The organism is Nocardia salmonicida NBRC 13393 (assembly GCF_001613085.1).
GTDB lineage: Bacteria > Actinomycetota > Actinomycetes > Mycobacteriales > Mycobacteriaceae > Nocardia > Nocardia salmonicida.
Genome location: NZ_BDBR01000010.1, coordinates 233,437 through 253,279, shown reverse-complemented (window position 1 = coordinate 253,279; position 19,843 = coordinate 233,437). Strand labels below are relative to the sequence as shown.

22 protein-coding genes are annotated in these 19,843 nt (G+C 67.4%); 12 read left to right on the top strand and 10 right to left on the bottom strand.

Annotated features, from left to right (window positions below):
• Positions 1 to 29: 29 nt before the first annotated feature.
• Genes NS1_RS12740 through NS1_RS12725 form a run of 4 tightly spaced genes read left to right on the top strand, consistent with a single transcriptional unit; the run spans position 30 to position 3,309 of the window.
• Complete coding sequence (locus NS1_RS12740; RefSeq protein WP_084503676.1) at positions 30 to 1,028, top strand: ABC transporter substrate-binding protein; 999 nt, start codon at positions 30 to 32, stop codon at positions 1,026 to 1,028.
• Positions 1,025 to 2,254: an enterobactin transporter EntS gene (entS, locus tag NS1_RS12735; protein WP_062984394.1), complete on the top strand. Its 1,230-nt coding sequence runs from the start codon at positions 1,025 to 1,027 to the stop codon at positions 2,252 to 2,254. Before NS1_RS12740 ends, entS begins: the two co-directional genes overlap by 4 nt.
• Positions 2,251 to 3,090, top strand: a complete 840-nt coding sequence (locus NS1_RS12730; protein ID WP_062984392.1) for a siderophore-interacting protein — start codon at positions 2,251 to 2,253, stop codon at positions 3,088 to 3,090. Before entS ends, NS1_RS12730 begins: the two co-directional genes overlap by 4 nt.
• Positions 3,091 to 3,093: 3 nt before the next feature.
• Positions 3,094 to 3,309, top strand: a complete 216-nt coding sequence (locus NS1_RS12725; protein WP_062984390.1) for a phosphopantetheine-binding protein — start codon at positions 3,094 to 3,096, stop codon at positions 3,307 to 3,309.
• Positions 3,310 to 3,361: 52 nt separating this feature from the next.
• Here the strand turns inward: NS1_RS12725 and NS1_RS12720 are convergent, their stop codons facing one another.
• Positions 3,362 to 5,011, bottom strand: coding sequence for a (2,3-dihydroxybenzoyl)adenylate synthase (locus tag NS1_RS12720; protein WP_084503675.1), 1,650 nt, complete (start codon positions 5,009 to 5,011; stop codon positions 3,362 to 3,364).
• Positions 5,012 to 5,098: 87 nt separating this feature from the next.
• On the opposite strand from NS1_RS12720, the gene NS1_RS12715 reads away from it, so the two are divergent.
• Genes NS1_RS12715 through NS1_RS12705 form a run of 3 tightly spaced genes read left to right on the top strand, consistent with a single transcriptional unit; the run spans position 5,099 to position 7,731 of the window.
• Positions 5,099 to 5,884 carry an SDR family oxidoreductase gene (locus NS1_RS12715; RefSeq protein ID WP_062984388.1) on the top strand — a complete coding sequence of 262 codons (786 nt, stop codon included), beginning with the start codon at positions 5,099 to 5,101 and terminating at the stop codon, positions 5,882 to 5,884.
• 9 nt (positions 5,885 to 5,893) lie between these two features.
• Positions 5,894 to 7,027 (top strand): isochorismate synthase, encoded by a 1,134-nt coding sequence (locus NS1_RS12710; RefSeq protein WP_062984386.1) that lies wholly within the window; start codon positions 5,894 to 5,896, stop codon positions 7,025 to 7,027.
• A 35-nt stretch (positions 7,028 to 7,062) separates the two neighbouring features.
• On the top strand, positions 7,063 to 7,731 hold the full coding sequence (locus tag NS1_RS12705; protein ID WP_062984384.1) for an isochorismatase family protein: 669 nt from the start codon (positions 7,063 to 7,065) through the stop codon (positions 7,729 to 7,731).
• A gap of 151 nt (positions 7,732 to 7,882) precedes the next feature.
• Here NS1_RS12705 and NS1_RS12700 read toward each other — a convergent pair whose 3' ends face one another.
• The 4 genes from NS1_RS12700 to NS1_RS12685 form a co-directional block, all read right to left on the bottom strand.
• Positions 7,883 to 8,980 carry a mechanosensitive ion channel family protein gene (locus NS1_RS12700; protein WP_062984382.1) on the bottom strand — a complete coding sequence of 366 codons (1,098 nt, stop codon included), beginning with the start codon at positions 8,978 to 8,980 and terminating at the stop codon, positions 7,883 to 7,885.
• A gap of 163 nt (positions 8,981 to 9,143) precedes the next feature.
• Entirely contained in the window at positions 9,144 to 10,562 is a 1,419-nt protein-coding gene (locus NS1_RS12695) for an NAD(P)(+) transhydrogenase (Re/Si-specific) subunit beta (RefSeq protein WP_062984528.1), read from the bottom strand.
• Positions 10,563 to 10,579: 17 nt separating this feature from the next.
• Positions 10,580 to 10,882: an NAD(P) transhydrogenase subunit alpha part 2 gene (locus NS1_RS12690; RefSeq protein WP_062984380.1), complete on the bottom strand. Its 303-nt coding sequence runs from the start codon at positions 10,880 to 10,882 to the stop codon at positions 10,580 to 10,582.
• On the bottom strand, positions 10,882 to 12,024 hold the full coding sequence (locus tag NS1_RS12685; RefSeq protein ID WP_062984378.1) for a Re/Si-specific NAD(P)(+) transhydrogenase subunit alpha: 1,143 nt from the start codon (positions 12,022 to 12,024) through the stop codon (positions 10,882 to 10,884). Before NS1_RS12685 ends, NS1_RS12690 begins: the two co-directional genes overlap by 1 nt.
• A gap of 394 nt (positions 12,025 to 12,418) precedes the next feature.
• Here NS1_RS12685 and NS1_RS12680 point away from each other — a divergent pair, with 394 nt between their 5' ends.
• Genes NS1_RS12680 through NS1_RS12670 form a run of 3 tightly spaced genes read left to right on the top strand, consistent with a single transcriptional unit; the run spans position 12,419 to position 14,348 of the window.
• Entirely contained in the window at positions 12,419 to 12,871 is a 453-nt protein-coding gene (locus tag NS1_RS12680) for an HIT family protein (protein WP_062984377.1), read from the top strand.
• Positions 12,868 to 13,707 carry a maleylpyruvate isomerase N-terminal domain-containing protein gene (locus NS1_RS12675; RefSeq protein ID WP_062984376.1) on the top strand — a complete coding sequence of 280 codons (840 nt, stop codon included), beginning with the start codon at positions 12,868 to 12,870 and terminating at the stop codon, positions 13,705 to 13,707. The genes NS1_RS12680 and NS1_RS12675 overlap by 4 nt, the downstream gene beginning before the upstream one ends.
• Positions 13,707 to 14,348, top strand: coding sequence for a Type 1 glutamine amidotransferase-like domain-containing protein (locus NS1_RS12670; protein WP_062984375.1), 642 nt, complete (start codon positions 13,707 to 13,709; stop codon positions 14,346 to 14,348). Before NS1_RS12675 ends, NS1_RS12670 begins: the two co-directional genes overlap by 1 nt.
• Positions 14,349 to 14,351: 3 nt before the next feature.
• Here NS1_RS12670 and NS1_RS12665 read toward each other — a convergent pair whose 3' ends face one another.
• Together NS1_RS12665 and NS1_RS12660 are read right to left on the bottom strand one after the other, a co-directional pair.
• The gene (locus NS1_RS12665) at positions 14,352 to 14,852 is read right to left on the bottom strand and encodes a GtrA family protein (RefSeq protein ID WP_062984374.1); all 501 of its coding nucleotides are present in this window, start codon (positions 14,850 to 14,852) and stop codon (positions 14,352 to 14,354) included.
• 65 nt (positions 14,853 to 14,917) lie between these two features.
• On the bottom strand, positions 14,918 to 15,229 hold the full coding sequence (locus tag NS1_RS12660; RefSeq protein ID WP_063816124.1) for a hypothetical protein: 312 nt from the start codon (positions 15,227 to 15,229) through the stop codon (positions 14,918 to 14,920).
• Positions 15,230 to 15,553: 324 nt separating this feature from the next.
• Between NS1_RS12660 and NS1_RS12655 the strand changes: the two genes are divergently transcribed.
• On the top strand, positions 15,554 to 16,927 hold the full coding sequence (locus NS1_RS12655) for an FAD-binding oxidoreductase (protein ID WP_062984373.1): 1,374 nt from the start codon (positions 15,554 to 15,556) through the stop codon (positions 16,925 to 16,927).
• A gap of 20 nt (positions 16,928 to 16,947) precedes the next feature.
• Positions 16,948 to 17,232, top strand: coding sequence for a GNAT family N-acetyltransferase (locus tag NS1_RS12650; protein WP_062984372.1), 285 nt, complete (start codon positions 16,948 to 16,950; stop codon positions 17,230 to 17,232).
• A 10-nt stretch (positions 17,233 to 17,242) separates the two neighbouring features.
• Here NS1_RS12650 and NS1_RS12645 read toward each other — a convergent pair whose 3' ends face one another.
• The 3 genes from NS1_RS12645 to NS1_RS12635 form a co-directional block, all read right to left on the bottom strand.
• On the bottom strand, positions 17,243 to 17,692 hold the full coding sequence (locus tag NS1_RS12645; protein WP_062984370.1) for a YybH family protein: 450 nt from the start codon (positions 17,690 to 17,692) through the stop codon (positions 17,243 to 17,245).
• 130 nt (positions 17,693 to 17,822) lie between these two features.
• Entirely contained in the window at positions 17,823 to 18,983 is a 1,161-nt protein-coding gene (locus NS1_RS12640; protein WP_056819164.1) for an acyl-CoA dehydrogenase, read from the bottom strand.
• Positions 18,984 to 19,157: 174 nt separating this feature from the next.
• Positions 19,158 to 19,817 carry a TetR family transcriptional regulator gene (locus NS1_RS12635; protein ID WP_062984368.1) on the bottom strand — a complete coding sequence of 220 codons (660 nt, stop codon included), beginning with the start codon at positions 19,815 to 19,817 and terminating at the stop codon, positions 19,158 to 19,160.
• Positions 19,818 to 19,843: the final 26 nt, after the last annotated feature.

Below are 19,843 nucleotides of genomic sequence, written 5' to 3'. Positions count from 1 at the left end.
CGAAAAGAAAGATGAGGACAACTCCTTCCATGTTCACCACACGATCATCGGGCAGGCTCCGCGCCACCCTCGCCCTGCTGGTTCTCGCGCTGATCGCAGCGCTCACCGGCTGCGGCACCTCTTCGGACGACACCGCCGCACCCAGCGGCCCCCGCGAGGTCCAGACACCGAAGGGCCCGGTCTCCGTCCCCGCGGATCCGCAACGCATCGTCGTGCTCAACGGCACCCTGGCGGGCTACCTCTACGACCTCGAGGCGCCGGTCGTCGCCGCCGACCCGCGTCTGCTCGGCGTCGCGAGCAAGCCGGGTGAGTTCCCGACGGGCTGGGCCGAGGACGCGGCGAAACAGGGCACCAAGGCCCTGCCCACCGGTGAGAACATCAACCTGGAGTTCATCGCCGCCCAGCGCCCGGACCTGATCATCGGCGGCGGCCAGGGCTACCCGGCGCAGCAGTCGGTGAACGCCTACGACCAGCTCAGCGCGATCGCCCCGACCGTGCTGGTGCCGACCGAGACCACCTACTGGCAGGACCAACTACGGGTGATCGCCGACGTGGTCGGCAAGCCGTCCGAGGTCGACCAGCTGATCGCCAACTACAAGGACAAGCTGGCCGAGGCCAAGAGCTCCATCAAGGCGCCCGCGGGCAACGCCGTCGTCATGCAGTCGCTCAAGAGCCAGAAGCCGACCGCGTTCGTGCCCACCGCCGCACTGCCCACGCTGCTCTCGGAGGTCGGCTTCACGCTGGACCGTCAGCTCGAGAGCAAGGCGGGCAACCCCGCTCGTGAAGGGAGCGCCGACTTCATCAGCTTCAGTCCGGAGTTGCTGAACACCGCGGTCGACGCGCCCGTGCTGTTCATGATCCCGCTCAACGGCGGCCGGAGCCTGGCCGAGCTGCGGGCCGACCCGATGTACGCGTCGCTGCCCTCGTTCAAGGCGAACACCGTCTTCGAGCTGCCCGCGACCAGCTCACGTCCTGACTACCGCACGGTCATGACCACGCTCGATCTGCTCGTGGAACGCTTCAAGTGACAGCGGTCGGCGGCCTGCTCATCGACATCAGCCCGCTGCGGACCTCGCGTCCGTTCCGGTGCGCGTTCGCGGCGCGGCTGGTGTCGGTGCTGGGGCTCGGGCTGCTCATGGTGGCCCTGCCGTTGCAGGTCTATCAACTGACCGGCTCGACCCTGCAGGTCGCCGGCATCGCGACAACCACCGCGGCCGCGTTGTTCGTCGGCAGCCTCGCGGGCGGTGTGATCGCCGACCGTTACGACCGGCGCAACGTGATCCAATGGTCGCGCAGCGCCGCGGGTTTCGGCTTCCTGATCCTCGGCATCAACGCGGTGCTGCCCGATCCGATGCTGTCGGTGATCTATCTGGCCGCCGTCATCGACGGACTCGCGGGCGGCGTGAGCGGCTCCGCGTTGATGGCTCTGGTCCCGATGTTGGTCGGTCGCGAGAAGATCGCGGCGGCAGGCGCTTTGACCGCGCTCACCACCGACCTCGGCACCATGATCACGCCCGCGATCGCCGGCGTGCTCGTCGCGCAGACGGGGGTGTCGGTCGCGTTCTTCCTGTGCGCGGGCGCCACCGTCGCCACAGTCGGACTGATCACGGCGATCGGGCCTGCGCCTCCGCCGGCCCGCGACCTGCAGAACCCGGTGCGCGAACTGGCGATCGGCATTCGATTCGCGATGCAGCACAGGACTATTCGCATCATCCTGCTCACCGGCCTGCTCGCCATGCTCGTCAGCGGCCCGCTGGTGCTGTTGCCCGCCTTCGCCGAGGTCGAACTCGGCGCGGGCCCCGGCACCCTCGGCCTGCTCTACGCCGCGCCGGGCGCCGGTGCGGTTCTCGGCTCGCTCACCAGCGGCTGGATGAGTCGCACCCGCTACAACGGGCTCGCCCTGCTGATCTCGCTGGCCCTCATGCCACTGGGCGTGATCGCAGCCGGACTGTGGTCGCACGCGGCGCTGGTGTTTCTCGGGCTGGCCGGATTCGGCCTGGCCAGGGCGGTGAACATCGTGCTGCGCTACACCCTGCTGCAACAGCAGGCGCCCGAGGAGCTGCGCGGCCGGATGGCCGGACTTCTCATGGTGCAGTCGGTGACCGGCACCGCGATCGGTTCGATGGCCGCCGGTTTCGTCGGCCAATTCTTCGCACCGGGTTCCGCGCTCGTGTTCTACGGCGTCGCGGTCCTGGTGCTCACCGGCGTGGTGGCGCTTGCCGCCGGGCCGCTGCACGGAAAGGAACAGCAGTGACAGATCGCAGTGGCTATGCCGCGCGCATCGCCGACGTGCTCGCCAGTGAGCACGGCGCCAAGGTCCCGTATCCGATCGGATTGCAGGAAGTGGAGGTGATCCGCACGGTGGCGGTCGGGGCAGGGCTGCTCAGGATCACCTTCGGCGGACCCGATATCGCGTCCTTCCACAGCTATGTGCCGGATGAGCATGTGCGCCTGGTATTTCCGTGTGAGGACGGGGTGCTGCGGCTGCCCGCGCGCGACGGTCAGTCACTCGAGTGGGGCAACCCGCGCCCGGTGTCGCGCGAGTACACGGTGCGCCGCCACAGCATCGCCGACAACGAACTCGATATCGATTTCGCGATCCACCCCGGCGGCTTGGCCTCGGAGTGGGCGAGCGCGGCGACCCCGGGCACCAAGATCCACATCGCGGGCCCTCCCGGTGGCGTCGTCGTCCCGGAGTCCTACGACCGGTTCCTCTTCGTCGGTGACATCACCGCGCTGCCCGCCATCGCGCGCTGGCTGGAACGGCTGTCGAGGACCGCGCGGGGCTGGGCCTTCATCGAGGTGACCGGGCCCGAGGAAGAGATCGAGATCGACGCGCCGGCGGGCATCGAGGTGCGCTGGCTGCACCGCGGCGACCTGGAGCCGGGCACCGGTGACGCGCTGGAGAAGGCGGTCCGCGGGGTGGAAGTCTCTGCCGGGCAACGGGTTTACGCCTGGGTTGCCGGCGAGGCGGGGTGCCTGCGTGGCATCCGCAAGGTAGTGCGCGGCGAACTCGGCATCGGTCCCAAGGACTCACTGATCGCCGGGTACTGGAAGCGCGGCGTCGCCGACTTCGATCGAGAGGAATGAGCGATGACCGACGAACAAGTCGTCTCGGATGTGGCCACAGCACTCGGTGTCGACCGATCCGAACTGGCCGCCGATACCGACCTGCTGGACGCGGGCCTGGACTCGGTTCGCATCATGTCGCTCGTGGAGAAATGGCGGTCGGCCGGACATGCAGATATCGACTTCCCCACGCTCGCCGGTGATCCCGTGCTCGGGTCGTGGATCGAACTGCTGGCCTGATCGCGTGCCGCGGGCCGGGGGCGGCTCGAAATCCGCGCCGCCCCCGGCTCGGTCAGTTGCCGTGCGCCCCGTCGGCGAGTGCCTGCCGCAGATCCTTGCGGCTGGTCTTGCCGACGCCGGTTTCCGGGAATTCGTCGACGACCACCACCGTGTCGGGCATCTTCCACGCCGCCACTCCGCGCGAGCGCACGAACTTGCGCACCGAGATCAGCGTGGGCCGCTGCGCGGGGTCGATCGGCTGGACGAAGGCGCAGATACGTTGACCCAGAACAGGATCCGGTGTTCCCACGATGACGGCGTCGCGGACCCCGGGATGTTCGAGCAGGTGCGCCTCGAGCTCTTCGGCCGATACCTTCTCGCCGCCACGGTTCACCCAGTCGCCCGCGCGGCCCGCGACCACGAGATTGCCGTCGGGGCGCACGGACACGATGTCGCCGGTGCGGTACCAGCCGTCGACGGTGAAGCTGCGGGCATCGGCGTCGGGGTTGTCGTAGTAGCCGCGAATGGTGTACGGGCCCTGCGTGATCAGGTTCCCGGTCGACCCCGGCGCCACTTCGACGCCGTTGTCGTCGACGACGGCGAGCTGGTCGTGCTCCGACATCGGCCGCCCCTGCGTGCTCACCACCACGTCGATCGGGTCGTCGAGCCTGGTGTAGCAGACCAGCCCCTCGGCCATCCCGAACACCTGCTGCAAGGTCACGCCGAGCGCGGGACCGATCCGGCGGGCCAGCTCGTCCTGGCACCGTGCCCCACCGACCTGGAGGACTCGCAGACTGGACAGGTCGGGGGTCGCGCCCGCCTCCGCGCGCTCGGTCCACAGCCGAGCCAGCGGGGGCACCAGACCCGTGATGGTGACGCCGAACCGCTCGATCAGCGGAAATGCCGTCGCCGGAGTCGGATCCGGCGTCATCGCGACCGCACCGCCTGCCCACAGCGCGCCCAGGATACCGGGCGAACTCATCGGGAAATTGTGCGCGACGGGCAGCGTCGCGAGGTAGACGCAGGCGTGATCGAGTTCGCAGATCTCGGCGCTGCGGCGCACGCTGTAGAGGTAGTCGTCGTGGGTGCGGGCGATGAGCTTCGGGATACCCGTACTGCCGCCGGACAGTTGCAGGAACGCCACGTCGCTCGGCGACGGTCCCGCCAATTCGGCAGGGGTGTCCCGGTATTCGTCGATATCGTGCGCGTCGTCGGGCAGCGACAGACAGTCGACCAGCACCAGGTGACGCAGACTCTCGACCTCGCCGCGTACCTCGGCGGCCAGCGCCGCGTAGTCGAAACGCTGGTGGGTACCGCAGGTGATCATGGCCTTCGCCGCGGCGGCACGGGCGATCGGCACCAGCTCGGCCTTGCGGTGGGCGGGCAGACAGAACACCGGCAGAGCGCCGAGCTTGAACAGCGCGAAGATCACCTCGACGAATTCCGCGCGGTTGGGAAGCTGCACCAGCACCCGGTCACCGGGCGCGATGCCGAGGCGGGCCAAACCGGTGGCGAGCGAGCGGGAACGGCGCTCGAGCTCGGCGTAGGTCCAGCTGTTCGCGTCGTCCAGGACCGCGATCCGGTCCGGCGCCGCGACCGCGCGCGCGGTGAGTACATCGCCGAATGTCTCACCGGTCCAACAGTTCTGCTCTCGATATCGTTGCGCCAGCTCAGCGGGCCACGGAGTGAATCCGGGGAGCACGGGATCGGTCAAGTCGAGCACCTCTTTCCAGCGGATCTTCGAAGTTCCTCGCCGGAAGCTGTAAGGGAAGCTAACCAACCGACGATGAAATCAGGTTAGGCTAACCTCATGCATAGTGGTGAGTCCAGAGGGCGAATCGTTGTCGTCACCGGCGCCGCCGGGGGAATCGGCGCCGCGATCGCCGCCCGTTTCGCCGGCGAAGCGCGAGTTCTCTCGCTGTGGGACCGCGACCCCGCCGTCCACCAGGTCGCAGCCCAGCTGTCGGCACGATCCGCTCATGGCGTCGAACTGGATGTCAGCGACGGCGCCGGAGTACAGGCCGCATTCGACCGTCTCACCACGGAATTCGGAACACCCGATGTCGTCGTGCACGCGGCCGGGCTCATGGTCGGCGGCTCGGCACTCGACCTCGACCCACGGGAGTGGGCACGCTGCCTGACCGTCAACGCCACCGGCACGATGCTGGTCACCCAGCGTGCGGCCGCCGAGATGGTCCGCGCCGGTCGCGGCGCGATCGTGATCGTCTCCTCGAACGCGGCCGCCACGCCACGCGTCGGAATGGCCGCCTACGGCGCCGCCAAGGCCGCCGCCACCGCGTTCACCCGCTCGCTGGCCCTGCAAGTCGCGCCGCTCGGCGTGCGGGTGAACCTGGTCTCGCCCGGTTCCACCGATACCCCGATGCTGCGTGAGATGTTCGGCGGCACCGTCGACGACGCGGCCGAGAACGCGCTGCTCGACGGCGACCCGAGTGTCTACCGCCTCGGAATTCCGTTGCGCCGCATCGCCACTCCCGCCGATATCGCGGGCTCAGTCCACTTCCTGGCGTCCGAGGACGCCCGCCACATCACGATGCACGACCTGCGGGTCGACGGTGGCGCAACGCTCGACATGTGACCGAGAGGAATGATCACCATCAGTACCGACAGCTCAGACCCCGCTTTCCTGCTGTCCCGTCCGCAGCGGACCGTGTCCGCCACCGCGGGCGGGACGGTCTTCCGCTCGGCACACGACGCGATCACCGCACTGCGCAGCGGCCGGATCAGCCACATCGTCGGCGCGCTACCGTTCGCCCCCGGCGCGCCGACCGCGCTGTGGGCGCCGGACTCGGTGACGATCACCGAGGCGCCGCACCGACCCGGTTCGCGGGCGCTCCCCCGCTTCGAACTCGATGCCGCGCTGCCCGCGCCGGAGGAACACCGCCGGCGCGTCGCCACCGCTGTCGAACTGCTCGGCGATCCCGCGAATCCGTTGCGGAAGGTGGTGCTGGCCCGCGCCGTTCGTGCTTGTGCGCCGAAACCCGTTCGAGCACTGGACATCCTGAATTCGATGGTCGCCTCGGATCCGATGTCCAACGGGTTCCTGGTCGACCTCTCCGCCGCCGTCGGGCGCTATCCCGGCCGTCATCTGGTCGGCTCCAGCCCTGAGATCCTGGTACGCCGCAACGGAAGTCAGGTTCTGAGCCACCCTCTGGCGGGCTCGGCCCGGCGAATCCTCGACGACAGCAGCGCCGACCGCACCGCCGCCGACGCACTGCTCGCCTCCACCAAAGACCATGCCGAACACCGCTTCGTGACCGACCAGGTCTCCGCCGTGCTGCGCGACCGCTGCGCCGAAGTACACACTCCCGCACCGGAACTCATGGCCACGCCGGCGATGTGGCATCTGGGCACGCCGATCACCGCGACGGTCCCGCTCGCCGGACCATCGGCACTGGAGTTGGCCGTGGCACTGCACCCGACCCCCGCGATCTGCGGCACACCCACCGCGGCGGCCGCCCGGCTGATCGCCGAACTCGAGGGCGAACGCGGCTTCTACGCGGGCGCGGTCGGCTGGTGCGATGCCGACGGCAACGGGGAGTGGATGGTGAGCATCCGCTGCGCCGAACTGTCCGCCGACGGCACCACCCTGCTCGCCCACGCGGGCGGCGGGATCGTCGCCGCCTCCGACCCCACCGCCGAATTGGCCGAGACCACCGGCAAATTCCAGCGCATCCTCGGGCCGCTCGGTATCGCCGACCTGCCCGTCACCGTCGGCTGACCCCGCCGACCCCAACGTCCAACGGAGACTCCCCCATGCCCATTCCCCCGATCGCGCCCTATTCCATGCCGACCGCGGACGAATTCACGGCCGATCAGGTCGACTGGACCGCCGACGCAGGCCGTAGCGCGCTGCTGATCCACGACATGCAGCAGTACTTCCTCGACGCCTACGACCTCTACCGCGATCCCGCGCGCACCCTCATCGCCAACATCGCCACCCTGCGCGATCACTGCCACCGGTTCGACATCCCGGTCATCTACACGATGCAGCCCGGCGACCAGCATCCGTCGCGACGCGGGATACTCGCCGACTTCTGGGGCACCGGCATGTCCGAGGGCGCCGATACCGAGGTGATCAACGCCATCGCCCCCGACCCACAGGACATCCAGGTCACCAAGTGGCGCTACTCCGCCTTCCAACGCACCGATCTGCGTGAGCTACTCGGCTACTACGGTCGCGATCAACTCCTCATCACCGGCGTCTACACCCACATGGGCTGCATGCTCAGCGCCGCGGAAGCGTTCATGGGCGACGTGCGCCCCTTCCTCGTCCACGATGCCACCGCCGACTTCAGCCGCGACGAACACATCATGGCGCTGAACTACGTCGCCCGCCGCTGCGGTGCCGTCACCAGCACCGACGATCTGATCCGTCAGCTCGGCACCACGAAGGTGGAATCCACCGAACGCCGATCCGCCTGATCGGTACCGACCGAGGGCCCTGCCGTTCCGCCGAACAGCAGGGCTTTTGCCCGCCGAGTCACCTAACCTGGAGTTCATCGCCCGCCAACTGGCAGGACCGGGTGATTTGGGCGAGCGAACCAAGTGAGACGACCGTCGGCGGTCTGTTGATCTAGCGCGCCGACGAAGCCCAAGTGGCCGACACTCGCTGGTCGCCGACGCCATCACCGGCGCGGGCCTCCTCGCCGGAATGGGTGATCGGGATCTTGGGAAACGCGTGGGCGTGGTGGCGCCCGATCCAGGTCAGCAGCTCCTCGCGGACCGCGCAGCGCAGGTCCCACGCATCGTCGGCATCGGCGGCCGACATCGTCGCGCGGACGACGATGTCGGTCGGCGTGCTGTCGGTGACCACGAGATTCCAGCTGCGGCCGTCCCATTCCCGGCAGTCGCGCAGGTAGGTGCGCAGGTGCTCGCGCAGCGCGGGCACGGGGGTGCTGTGGTCGAGGTGCAGCAGGACCGTACCGGTGACCTGCGAGCCCCCCCGCGACCAGTTCTCGTAGGGCTTGCTGTTGAAGTAGGACACCGGCATGGTGAGCCTGCGGTCGTCCCAGATCCGCACGGTCAGGAAGGTCAGGGTGATCTCCTCGACCGTGCCCCACTCCCCTTCCACGACAACGGTATCGCCGATCTTGACCGAGTCGCCGAAGGCGATCTGCAGTCCGGCCATGAGATTGCTCAACGTCGACTGGGCGGCGACACCGACGATGATGCCGATCACGCCCGCCGAGGCCAACATCGACGTGCCGAGGGTTCGCAGACTCGGGAACAGCAGCATGATGGCCACCGCGGCGGTGGTGACAACCAGCACCGAGGTGACGATGCGGCGCACCAGTCCGAACTGGGTGCGCAACTGACGCACGCGCGAAATCTCGCCGGCGCGTTGGGCATAGCGACCCAGCAGGCTGTCGGCGACCACATCGGTGGCGCGGATGACCAACCACACCGCGGCGATGATGGCCGCCGTCGCCAGGAAGTTCCGGATCACCCCGTCCTGGCGCAGGTCGAGTTCGGCAAGCGGGTAGACCGCGTGCAACGTGCCCGTGCCGAGCAGCACCTGAAGCGGCAGTTGCAGTCGCCGCAGCGACGGCAGATGGACGCCGGGACTGCGGCGCGCCGCGTAGCGCAGCAGACGCTCTACCAGCAGACCCACCGAAACCGTGATCGCCACCGTACCGAGCAGCACGACGATCGGCCGTAATATCTCCTCCACGAGATCGAACTCCTCTCGTTGTCGGCTCGCTTCTGCTGCGGCATACCCACTCCCACTCCCGACAGACATGACCGTCTGATGGCGAGTCCCGGTCGGCACAACGACAAGAGGCTCCGCTGTTCGACGAGAACAGCGGAGCCTCTTGCGGATGTATTCGGCTGTCTTACAGCGCTTTCAGTTCCTCGGTGACAGCACCGACGGACTTCTTCGCATCACCGAACAGCATCGAGGTGTGATCGGCGTAGAACAACGGGTTGTCGATACCGGCGAAGCCGGAGTTCATCGAGCGCTTGAGCACGATGACGCTCTTGGCCTGGTCCACATTGAGCACCGGCATACCGTAGATCGGACTGGACTTGTCGTCACGGGCCGCCGGGTTGGTGACGTCGTTGGCGCCGATGACCAGAACCACATCGGTACGGTTGAACTCACCGTTGATGTCGTCCATTTCCTTCATCGCGTCGTAGGACACCTCGGCCTCGGCCAGCAGCACATTCATATGACCGGGCATACGACCGGCGACCGGGTGGATCGCGTACTTGACCTCGACACCCTTGGCCTCGAGCAGCAGCGCCATCTCCTTGACCGCGTGCTGGGCCTGGGCCACGGCCATACCGTAACCAGGAACCACGATCACCTGGTTGGCGTAGGCCATCTGGATCGCGGCGTCGGCGGCGGAGGTCGCCTTCGCGGTCTTGGCCTCACCGTCACCCGAACCCGCCACCGCGCCGCCGCCACCGAAACCACCGGCCACGATCGCGGGAATGGAGCGGTTCATGGCCTTGGCCATCAGGTTGGTGAGGATGGTGCCCGAAGCGCCGACGATCATGCCCGCCACGATCATCGCGGTGTTGTTCAGCGCCAGACCCGCCGCCGCGGCCGACAGACCGGTGAGCGCGTTGAGCAGCGAGATGACGACCGGCATATCCGCGCCACCGATGGGCAGCACGACCATCAGGCCGAGCACACCGGCGAGCACGAGCAGACCGATCATCCACAGCTGCGAGACGCCACCGTTGTCGGCACCGAGGCCGATCACGACGGCGCACACGATCGCACCGACGAGCAGGATCAGGTTCAGCGGCTGCTGCAAGCGGCCGACGCTGATCGGCTTGCCGGACAGGATCTCCTGCAGCTTCGCGAAGGCGATGATCGAACCCCAGAAGGAGATCGAGCCGATCACCGCGGCGAACAGCGAACCGATGATGATGTGGATGGTCGGGGTTTCGTGCAGCTCGGAAAAACCCGCGCTGTCGACGAATTCGGCCCACGCGATCAACGCGACGGTGCCACCACCGACGCCGTTGAACGCCGCGACCAGCTGCGGCATCTCGGTCATCTTGGTGCGGATGGCGGGCGGAACACCCAGCGCCACACCGACGATCAGGCCGGCGGCGATGAGAATCCAGTTGAGCAGGGCGGCGTGGCGCACCGAGATCAAGGTGGCGACCACCGCGATACCCATACCGACAGCGGCGATCTGGTTGCCGCGCACCGCGGTCTTCGGGCCGGTCAGACCCATCAGACCGTAGATGAACATGGAGAAGGCCACGATGTAGAGGCCGTTGACCAGGTAGGTCATATTGTCGACTGCGTGCATCACTCGGCCGCCTTCTTCTTACCCTTGAACATGCCGAGCATGCGGTCGGTGACCACGAAACCACCGATGACGTTCAAAGTTCCGAACACCACCGCGACGAACAGGATCACCTGCACCAGCAGCGAGGGGTCCTGCACATTGCCCAGGGTCACCAGCGCGCCGAGCACGACGATGCCGTGAATGGCGTTGGTGCCCGACATCAGCGGGGTGTGCAGGGTGTTGGGGACCTTGGAGATCACCGCGAAGCCGACGAAGCCGGACAAAACGAGAATCGCGATATTGGCGAGCAGTTCGGTGTACATCAGGCTTCCACGCTCGATTCGTTCTTATCGCTGCGCTCGCGGGTGACACAGGAATCCGCCAGGACCTGATCCTCGAAGTCGGGGGCGAGCTTGCCGTCGACCAGCATCAGTTCCAGCAACGCCGAAATGTTCTTCGAGTACAGCTCGGACGCGTGCTCGGGCATCGTGGCGGGCAGGTTCAGCGGCGAGGCGATGGTCACCTCGTGCTTGACGACGACCTCACCGGGCTCGGTGAGTTCACAGTTGCCACCGGTCTCACCGGCCAGGTCGACGATCACGCTGCCGGGCTTCATGCCCTCGACCGCGGCGGCGGTGACCAGGCGCGGCGCGGGACGACCCGGCACCAGCGCGGTGGTGATCACGACGTCGAATCCCTTGATGGCGTCTTCGAGGGCCTGCTGCTGCTGGGCCTTCTCCTCGTCGGTGAGTTCGCGGGCGTACCCGCCTTCACCGGCGGCGTCGATGCCCAGATCCAGCCACTGCGCACCGACCGAGCGCACCTGATCGGCGACCTCGGGACGCACGTCGTAACCGGTGGTCCGCCCGCCCAGACGCTTGGCCGTGGCCAGCGCCTGCAGACCGGCCACACCCACACCGAGCACCAGCACGGTGGCCGGCTTCACGGTGCCCGCCGCGGTGGTGAGCATCGGGAAGAACCGGGTCGACTCCGACGCGGCGAGCAGCACGGCCTTGTAACCGGCCACGTTCGCCTGCGAGGACAGCGCGTCCATCACCTGCGCGCGCGAGATACGCGGAATCGCCTCGACAGCGAAGGCCTGCACACCGGCAGACTTCAGCGCACCGATCTGATTCTCGCCATTGCGCGGCGCCAGGAAACCGATCAGGGTCTGCCCGGACGACAGCTTGGCCACCTCGCCATCGCTGGGCGGGGCCACCTTGACGACGACCTCGGCCGACCACGGATCACCGATGGTCGCACCTGCCTCTACATAGGCAGCGTCGGGAATGAGCGCGCCGAGGCCGGCACCGGCTTCCACGATCACCTCGACACCCTGCTTGGACAGGGTGGGGATGATCTTGGGCACCAATGCGACTCGCCGCTCACCCGGGCCGGATTCGCGAACGACTCCGACCCGCGCTCCGCGCGGCGAACCCTCGCCCACGTTTTGCGTTGTCTCCACTAGTCAGACTTCCTTTTCGTGCTGGCTTCGAGCCTGGGAACAACGGGGCGCCGAAGTTACCTGTGAGTAAGTTCGACTGAAATCCTCGCCACTGTACTCGGCTCGCGGTGAGCCTAGCCGAGATGCCCGTCACAACGGAGAACTGGACTGACGACCACAAAACGGACACCACCGACCTGATCACCTCTGACAACGACCTCCCGACCCGGTGGACGCCAGTCGGCGCGCGCACCCGGATTCGTCGCCGCAGGTGGGACACATAAGATCACAGGCCCGCGCCGATCACTCGCCGAGGTGCCCGAGCACCGCCGCGTCACACGGGACGTGACGCGGGTCATGTCGACGGACCATTCAGGCTGTTGCGCGACCCAGATCACACCGTAGGGTCGAGGCCGTGAACGACTGCGCCTTCTGTTCGATCGTGGCGGGTGCCGCACCGGCAACCGTGGTCTACTCCGACGACACGGTGTGCGCGTTCCTCGACATCCGTCCCATCACCCGCGGCCATACCCTGATCGTTCCCAGGGTCCACGCGACCGAGCTCGACGATCTCGATCCCGAACTCGGCGCACAGATCTTTCGCACCGGCCACCGTCTCGCCCGCGCCCTGCGCGTGAGCGGGCTCGCGAGCGACGGGGCCAATCTCATCCTCAACGACGGCACCGCCGCGTTCCAGACCGTCGGCCACGTCCACCTGCATGTGGTCCCTCGCAAACACGGTGACAAACTCACCTTCGCCAAGGGTTTCCTGCTGCGTCGTCCGCACGAACCGAATTCGACCGCAGCGGCGATCCGCGCGGGCCTCACCGCGCTCGACCAGAGCGATGCAGAAGGAGCACAGGGATGAACCGGACGCCGGAGCGCGAGCAACTCACCGATCTACTCGCCGAACAGTGGGAAGCCATCGCGCTGCTGGTCGCCGACCTCGACGAAAAGGCCTGGCGCCGCATGTCTCCGCTGCCCGGCTGGACCCTGTTCGATGTTGTCGCGCATGTGGTCGGCAGCGAGTCCTGGCTGCTCGGCGAGACGCCGCCGCCGCATGATCCGTTGCGCCCCAAGGACGATGTGCGAACGCTGCCGCATGTGCGCAACGAAGTGGCCGTGCTCAACGAGATCTGGGTCGACCGGTTGCGCCCGCTGTCGGGCAAGCGCCTGCTCGCGCTGTTCGACGAGACCACCGAGCGTCGCCGGGCCGCGCTGGCCGCCATGGACGACGAGGCCTGGCAGGCCTCTACCGTCTCGCCGGTCGGGCAGGTGCCCTATGGGCGCTTCATGCGGGTGCGGTTGTTCGATTGCTGGATGCACGAACTCGACCTCGCCGACGGGATCGGTCGCAGCGTGCCAGAGGGTGGGGCGCGAGCCGAGACCGCGTTCGCCGAACTGACCATCGGCCTGGGCCGCGCGGTGGTGAAAGGCGCCAAAGCGCCGGATGGTTCGCTGATCACTCTCGATCTGACCGGGCCGGTGACCAGGCAGGTACATCTGTCGGTAGAGGGTGGGCGCGGCACGGTTCTCGACGAGATCTCCGGCGAGCCGACTACCCTGCTCCGGTTGGACTCCGGGCTCTTCGCGCGGCTGCGCGGAGGGCGTACAACGGCTGACCGGCACCCCGGCGAGGTGGTCGTCGAGGGCGATACGGCGCTCGGTGAGCGACTCGTGCGGAATCTGGCGTTCACCATCTGATGCGACTTTTCCTGGCGTCGTACAGGTTCGGCGGTTTCGCCGATCGGCTCGTCGGGCTCGTCGGTGCGCCGGGGCGGGTGGCGGTGATTCCGAACGCGTGTGACGCGTGGCCGGACGCCTGGTCATCGGCGGTGACGAGCGATGTGAAACCGCTGGAACAGCAGGGTTATTCGCCGGAAGTGCTGGATCTGCGCGAGTACGTGGGACAACCCGAGCGGCTGGAACGGCATCTGCGTGGGTTCCCGATGGTCTGGGTTCGCGGTGGCAATACCTTCGTCCTGCGCGCGCAATTCGCCCGCAGCGGTGCGGATTCGGTGTTTGCCACCCTGTTGCGCGAAGACGCGCTGGTCTACGCGGGCTACAGCGCGGGCGCGTGCCTGCTCGGACCCGATCTGCACGGACTGGAAACCATGGACGACCCCGCCGAGGTCCGGCCCGCCACCGGTATCGAACCACTGTGGGACGGACTGGGTGTGGTGGATCGTCGGCTGGTGGTCCACCTGGACTCTCCCACCGACCCGGACGGCGACTCCGCCGCGATGCTGGCCCACTGCGTCGCCGAGCAGATCCCGCATTGGGCACTCACCGACGACGACGTGGTCCTGGTCGACGGCGATCGGACCGAGGTACTCAGAGGCTGAGCCTCACGCAGCGGTCGGTGCGGCCACCGCCGGTGTGCGGCGGAAGACGATCCAGCGCATCGCGCAGTACATGTACACGGCCTCACAACCGCCCGCGAGCAGCCTGGCCAGGTGGTATTCCAGGCCGAGCGCGGTGAGACCGGAGCCGACGCCGAGGATGAACGCCAGGTAGTTCACCAGGACGACAACCGCATACACCGCGGCCTGCTTGCCCATCGGCGCGTGGGAATGGAAGTTGAAGGTGCGGTTGAGCAGGAAGCTCAACCCGAACGCGACGATGTAGGCGAGGGTGATCGACAGCCAGATCGGCAGGCCCAGCCCGCTGTGCAGCAGTGTGAGCAGCAGCAGGTCGACACCGAAGGTGAAGCTGTTGATCAGCGCGAAGCCGAGGAAGGTCGCGGGCACATACCGGTCGAGGCCCCACGGCAGCCGGGCCACGACCGCCTCGCACCAACGGGTGAATCGGTCGGCCACCGACTCGGTGACACTCGCCTGATGCTCCACGCGGCCAGCCTGCCAGCGGCAGATGAAGCCAGGGTGAGCAACCGGCAAACGGGCGGGCCGTGCGGCTAGCGGCTGACCGCCGCGAACGGGCGAGTATCGAACGAGGCCCATGCGGCGAGACAGCGGCGACGGGTGAGCTCGTCGGCCTCGGCGAGCAGGGCGTCACGCAGCAGCGCGGGGTCGGCGCTCCAGCGCGCGGCGATCTCGGCCATCGCGCGGACGTCGAACATCCCGGTCGATTCCAGCGCGGACAGCCATTCCTGATGGACGCCGGTGTGGACACAACGCATCGCCTCGGTGTCGAGGCCCGCGTCGGCGAACTCCGCGGCCAGCAGAGCACCCACCAGCTCGCTGCGGTCCTGCGGTTGTTTCATCATCGCCAGTCCTCCCTACGAAAAGCGGTGCGGCGCAACGGCGTCGCATGAACGATGCGCGCGGAGCGCACCCGTGGAGCAGAACTCGAAACACGCTGGGCGGCGAGGCGATTCACCATCGAACACACCCGGTACGGGCATTGTGACGGATTGGACGGCGTATACACCAACGGGGCGCGCCAGATCACATCGATGCGGAGATTTCCTTGTTCGGGCCCACATCACATCTGGTCGATCACCCGGGCGATGTTCGCGTGACTCCCTGGTGCGCGATCGACCAGGACGAACTGCCCGCGGCGGAGGGGGTGTGCGGGTTAGCGTGAACACGTGGACGAGCCCAGCGGTGACCTCGATTCGTTGATTTCGGCGCTGTCGGACGGGGCGGTCGTCATCGACCCCGATCTGCTGGCGGGCTACCGGCAGGACTGGGCGCGCGATCCCGATGCGGGCACGCCGCTGGCGGTGGTGCGGGCGCGCACTACCGCCGATGTCGCCGCCACGCTGCGGTGGGCGCACGCGAACAAGGTGCCGATCGTGCCGCGCGGGGCCGGGACGGGTTTGTCCGGCGGAGCGACCGCGGTGGACGGCGGGATCGTGCTCAGCACCGAGTTGATGCGCGAGATCGACGTCGACACGGTGACCCGGATCGCGGTGGTGCAGCCAGGGCTGCTCAATGCGGAGGTGAAGCGGGCCGTCGCCGAGGTCGGTCTGTGGTACCCGCCGGACCCGTCCTCGTTCGAGATCTGCTCGATCGGCGGCAACGCGGCGACCAACGCGGGCGGGCTGTGCTGCGTGAAGTACGGCGTGACCACCGACTATGTGCTCGGCATGGAGGTGGTGCTCGCCGACGGGACCGTGGTGCGGCTCGGCGGGCCACGGCTCAAGGATTCGGCCGGGCTGTCGCTGACCAAACTGTTCGTCGGGAGCGAGGGCACGCTGGGCGTGATCACCGAACTCACGCTGCGGCTACTGCCCGCGCAGCCGCCGCAGTCGACCGTCGTCGCGAGCTTCGGCTCGCTCACCGCGGCGACCGAGGCGATCCTGGCGATCACCTCGACACTGCGGCCCGCCATGCTCGAATTCATGGACACCGTGGCGATCAACGCGGTCGAGGACGAGATGCGGATGGGGTTGGACCGCACCGCCGCCGCCCTGCTAGTCGCCCGCTCCGACGCACCGGGCGAATACGCCGGGCAGGAAGCGCAATTGATGGTGGGGCTGTGCGAGAAGGCCGGGGCGACAGAGGTTTTCCACACCGCCGATGCCACCGAAGGTGAAGCGTTCACCGCCGCACGCCGATTCGCGATTCCCGCGGTGGAGAAGATCGGGCCGCTGCTGCTCGAAGACGTCGGCGTGCCGCTCCCCCGCCTCGGCGATCTGATCGCCGGGGTCACCGCGATCGGTGAACGCAACGACGTGCTCGTGTCGGTCATCGCGCACGCGGGCGACGGCAACACCCACCCGCTGATCGTGCACGACCCCACCGACCCCGACAACACCGCCCGCGCCCACCGCGCCTTCGGCGAGATCATGGACCTGGCCATCGCCCTCGGCGGCACCATCACCGGCGAACACGGCGTCGGCCGCTTGAAAAAGGCCTGGCTTCCCGACCAGGTCGGCCCCGACGTCATGGCCCTGACCCGCCGCATCAAGGACGCCCTCGACCCCGAAGGCATCCTCAACCCCGGCGCGGTCCTCTGACCGGGTTAGCATCTCCAGGCATGACCACCAGGCTCGAGCACAACGTCGACGACACCCGCTACGAGATCTACCACGACGATGTCCTCGCGGGATACGCCGACTACGCCGAACGCGAGGACCCCAAGGTCCGCGACTTCCACCACACCATGACCTTCCCCGAATTCCGGGGCCGGGGAGTAGCGGCCGAGGTCGTGAAATACGGCCTCGACGACTCCCGCGAACACGGCTACCAGATCATCCCCACCTGCTGGTACGTCGAGAAGTACGTCGCCGAACACCCCGAATACGCCGAACTCGTCCCGTAATCCGACGCGGTCATCGCGTCTCGTTTTCGGTGCTGCCGGCCACATTCGTATTGTGAACCGAACTGACCCACCAGCTGTCGTCCTGTTCCGTGAAAACCCATGTTCCGCGGTTGGTTACGGAGAAATTCGACGTCCGCAGTGTCTGTTCGACATTGACGATCGCATGCCCTCCGGCAAGCAAACGCGCGGCGAGAATCTTGTAGTTCGCTTCGGCATCCGGGATGTTCCGCAACGCGGTGAGGTGGTAGGCGTGCAGCTCATCCCAGCCTACGAAGACAGCGCCCGCCGGATTGATGAAAACCACGTCGTCGGTGAAGACGCTGTCGAAGGCGTCGGCATCCTTAGCCGTGAGTGCGGCTTCGAGACTGTCGAACACCTTGGTGATCGTGGCTAGAACGAGATCCTGATCCGTTGCGACCACGGCCGCCTTCGGGCGCGCGCTCTGCGCATCGACAGTCATCGTTCCAACATACGTATCCGTCTGCTATCGGTACGAATCCGCTTGTCTCCGCACAGCAATCGACCGGGTGTTCCGGCCTACCCACCCCGAGGGGAGGTAGGCGATGTGGAACACCCGGTCGGTGCGGGAACTAGCCCTTGAGCAGGTTGCGAGCCATCACCAGACGCTGGATCTGGTTGGTGCCCTCGTAGATCTGCGTGATCTTCGCGTCGCGCATCATGCGCTCGACCGGGAAGTCGGTGGTGTAGCCGGCGCCGCCGAAGAGCTGGACGGCGTTGGTGGTGACCTCCATGGCCACGTCCGAGGCGAAGCACTTGGCGGCGGCGGAGATGAAGCCGAGGTTCTTCTCGCCACGCTCGGCGCGGGCGGCCGAGGTGTAGACCATCAGGCGCGCGGCTTCGATCTTCATGGCCATGTCGGCCAGCATGAACTCCGTGTTCTGGAAGCTGGCGATGGTCTTGCCGAACTGCTTGCGATCCTTGGTGTAGGCGATCGCGGCGTCGAGCGCGCCCTGGGCCAGGCCGACGGCCTGCGCGCCGATGGTCGGGCGGGTGTGGTCGAGGGTCTGCAGCGCGGTCTTGAAACCGGTGCCGGGCTCGCCGACGATGCGGTCGCCGGGGATGCGGCAGTTCTCGAAGTACAGCTCGGCGGTGGGCGAACCCTTGATGCCCAGCTTGTGCTCGAGCGGGCCGACCACGAAGCCCTCGTCGTCCTTGTGGACCAGGAACGAGGAGATGCCGTTGGCGCCCTTGTCGGCGTCGGTCACGGCCATCACGGTGTACCAGGAGGACTTGCCGCCGTTGGTGATCCAGCACTTGGAGCCGTTGAGGATCCAGTCGTCGCCGTCGGCCTTGGCGCGGGTGCGCATGGCGGCGGCGTCGGAGCCGGCCTCACGCTCGGACAGCGCGTAGGAGGCCATCTCGCCGTTGACGATGTCGGCGAGGACCTTGGCCTTGAGCTCTTCGGAGCCGTTGAGGATCAGGCCCATGGTGCCGAGCTTGTTCACAGCGGGGATCAGCGAGGAGGAGCCACAGACGCGGGCGACTTCCTCGATCACGATACAAGTGGCGACCGAGTCGGCGCCCTGGCCGCCGTAGGCCTCCGGCACGTGCACGGCGTTGAAGCCCGCGGCGTTGAGCGCGGTGAGCGCCTCCTCGGGGAAACGGGCGTTGCCGTCGACGTCCTTGGCGTAAGGAGCGATCTCCTTCTCCGCGAGGCCGCGGATGGCACCGCGCAGCTCGTCGTGGAAGTCCTCGAGCTTGAACAGGTCGAAATCGGGGTTTCCAGCCATCGGGGGCACACTCCTGGTCGTGGTCGTGATCGCTGCGACGATGCTCACAGCGCGTGGCGCGTCGGCACGCAGTGCCAATCTACCGAGGATTATACGCCCGGCACTCTATCGCTACATGCGGATATATGGGTGGCACTCAGTGTCACCGCTTCCGCGCCCCAGCGCGAGCGGCGCTTACAGGTTACCGAGGCGGGCGGTGAGTAGATCGGCCACCTTGCGTGGCGGCATGTCGCGGGGGAACACCGCGAGCACCAGCTCGTCCGGCTCGGTCTGCACGCTTCTGCCGCGCGGGATCATGGCCAGTTCGGTGCGCAGATCCGCCACCGCGGCCCCCGATTCGCCACGAACCATCCGACGCAGCAAGTAGTTGTGCGTGGCGGTGACAGCGGCGGTGTACTGCACCCGGGCGAGGTCGGGCACCTCCGGCAATCGGCCGCGCAGGAACTCGGTGAACAGCCGCTCATACCGGAACACCGTGACGATCTCGCGCTCACGCAACGCGGGCACCCGCCGCACCACCTGATACCGCCGCGCCGCGATGTCACGCCACTGCGTGAACCGCTCGAACACCCCGATCACGGCCTCGCAGATCGCTTCCCACGGATCACCCCCCGCCCCTTCGAGGAACTCCTGCGCCGAGGCCAGCTGGAACTCGTGATCGGCGAAGATCACATCCTCTTTGGACCGGAACTGCCGAAAGAACGTCCGCCGCGAGATTCCCGCCGCCACCGCGATCTCATCCACCGTCGTCGCCTCGTACCCCCGCTCGGCGAACAACCGCAACGCCTGATCAACCACCGTAAGCCGAAACTGCGCCGCGTCATCGTGTGCCACGGGGGTCAACCGTAGTCACTGCCATG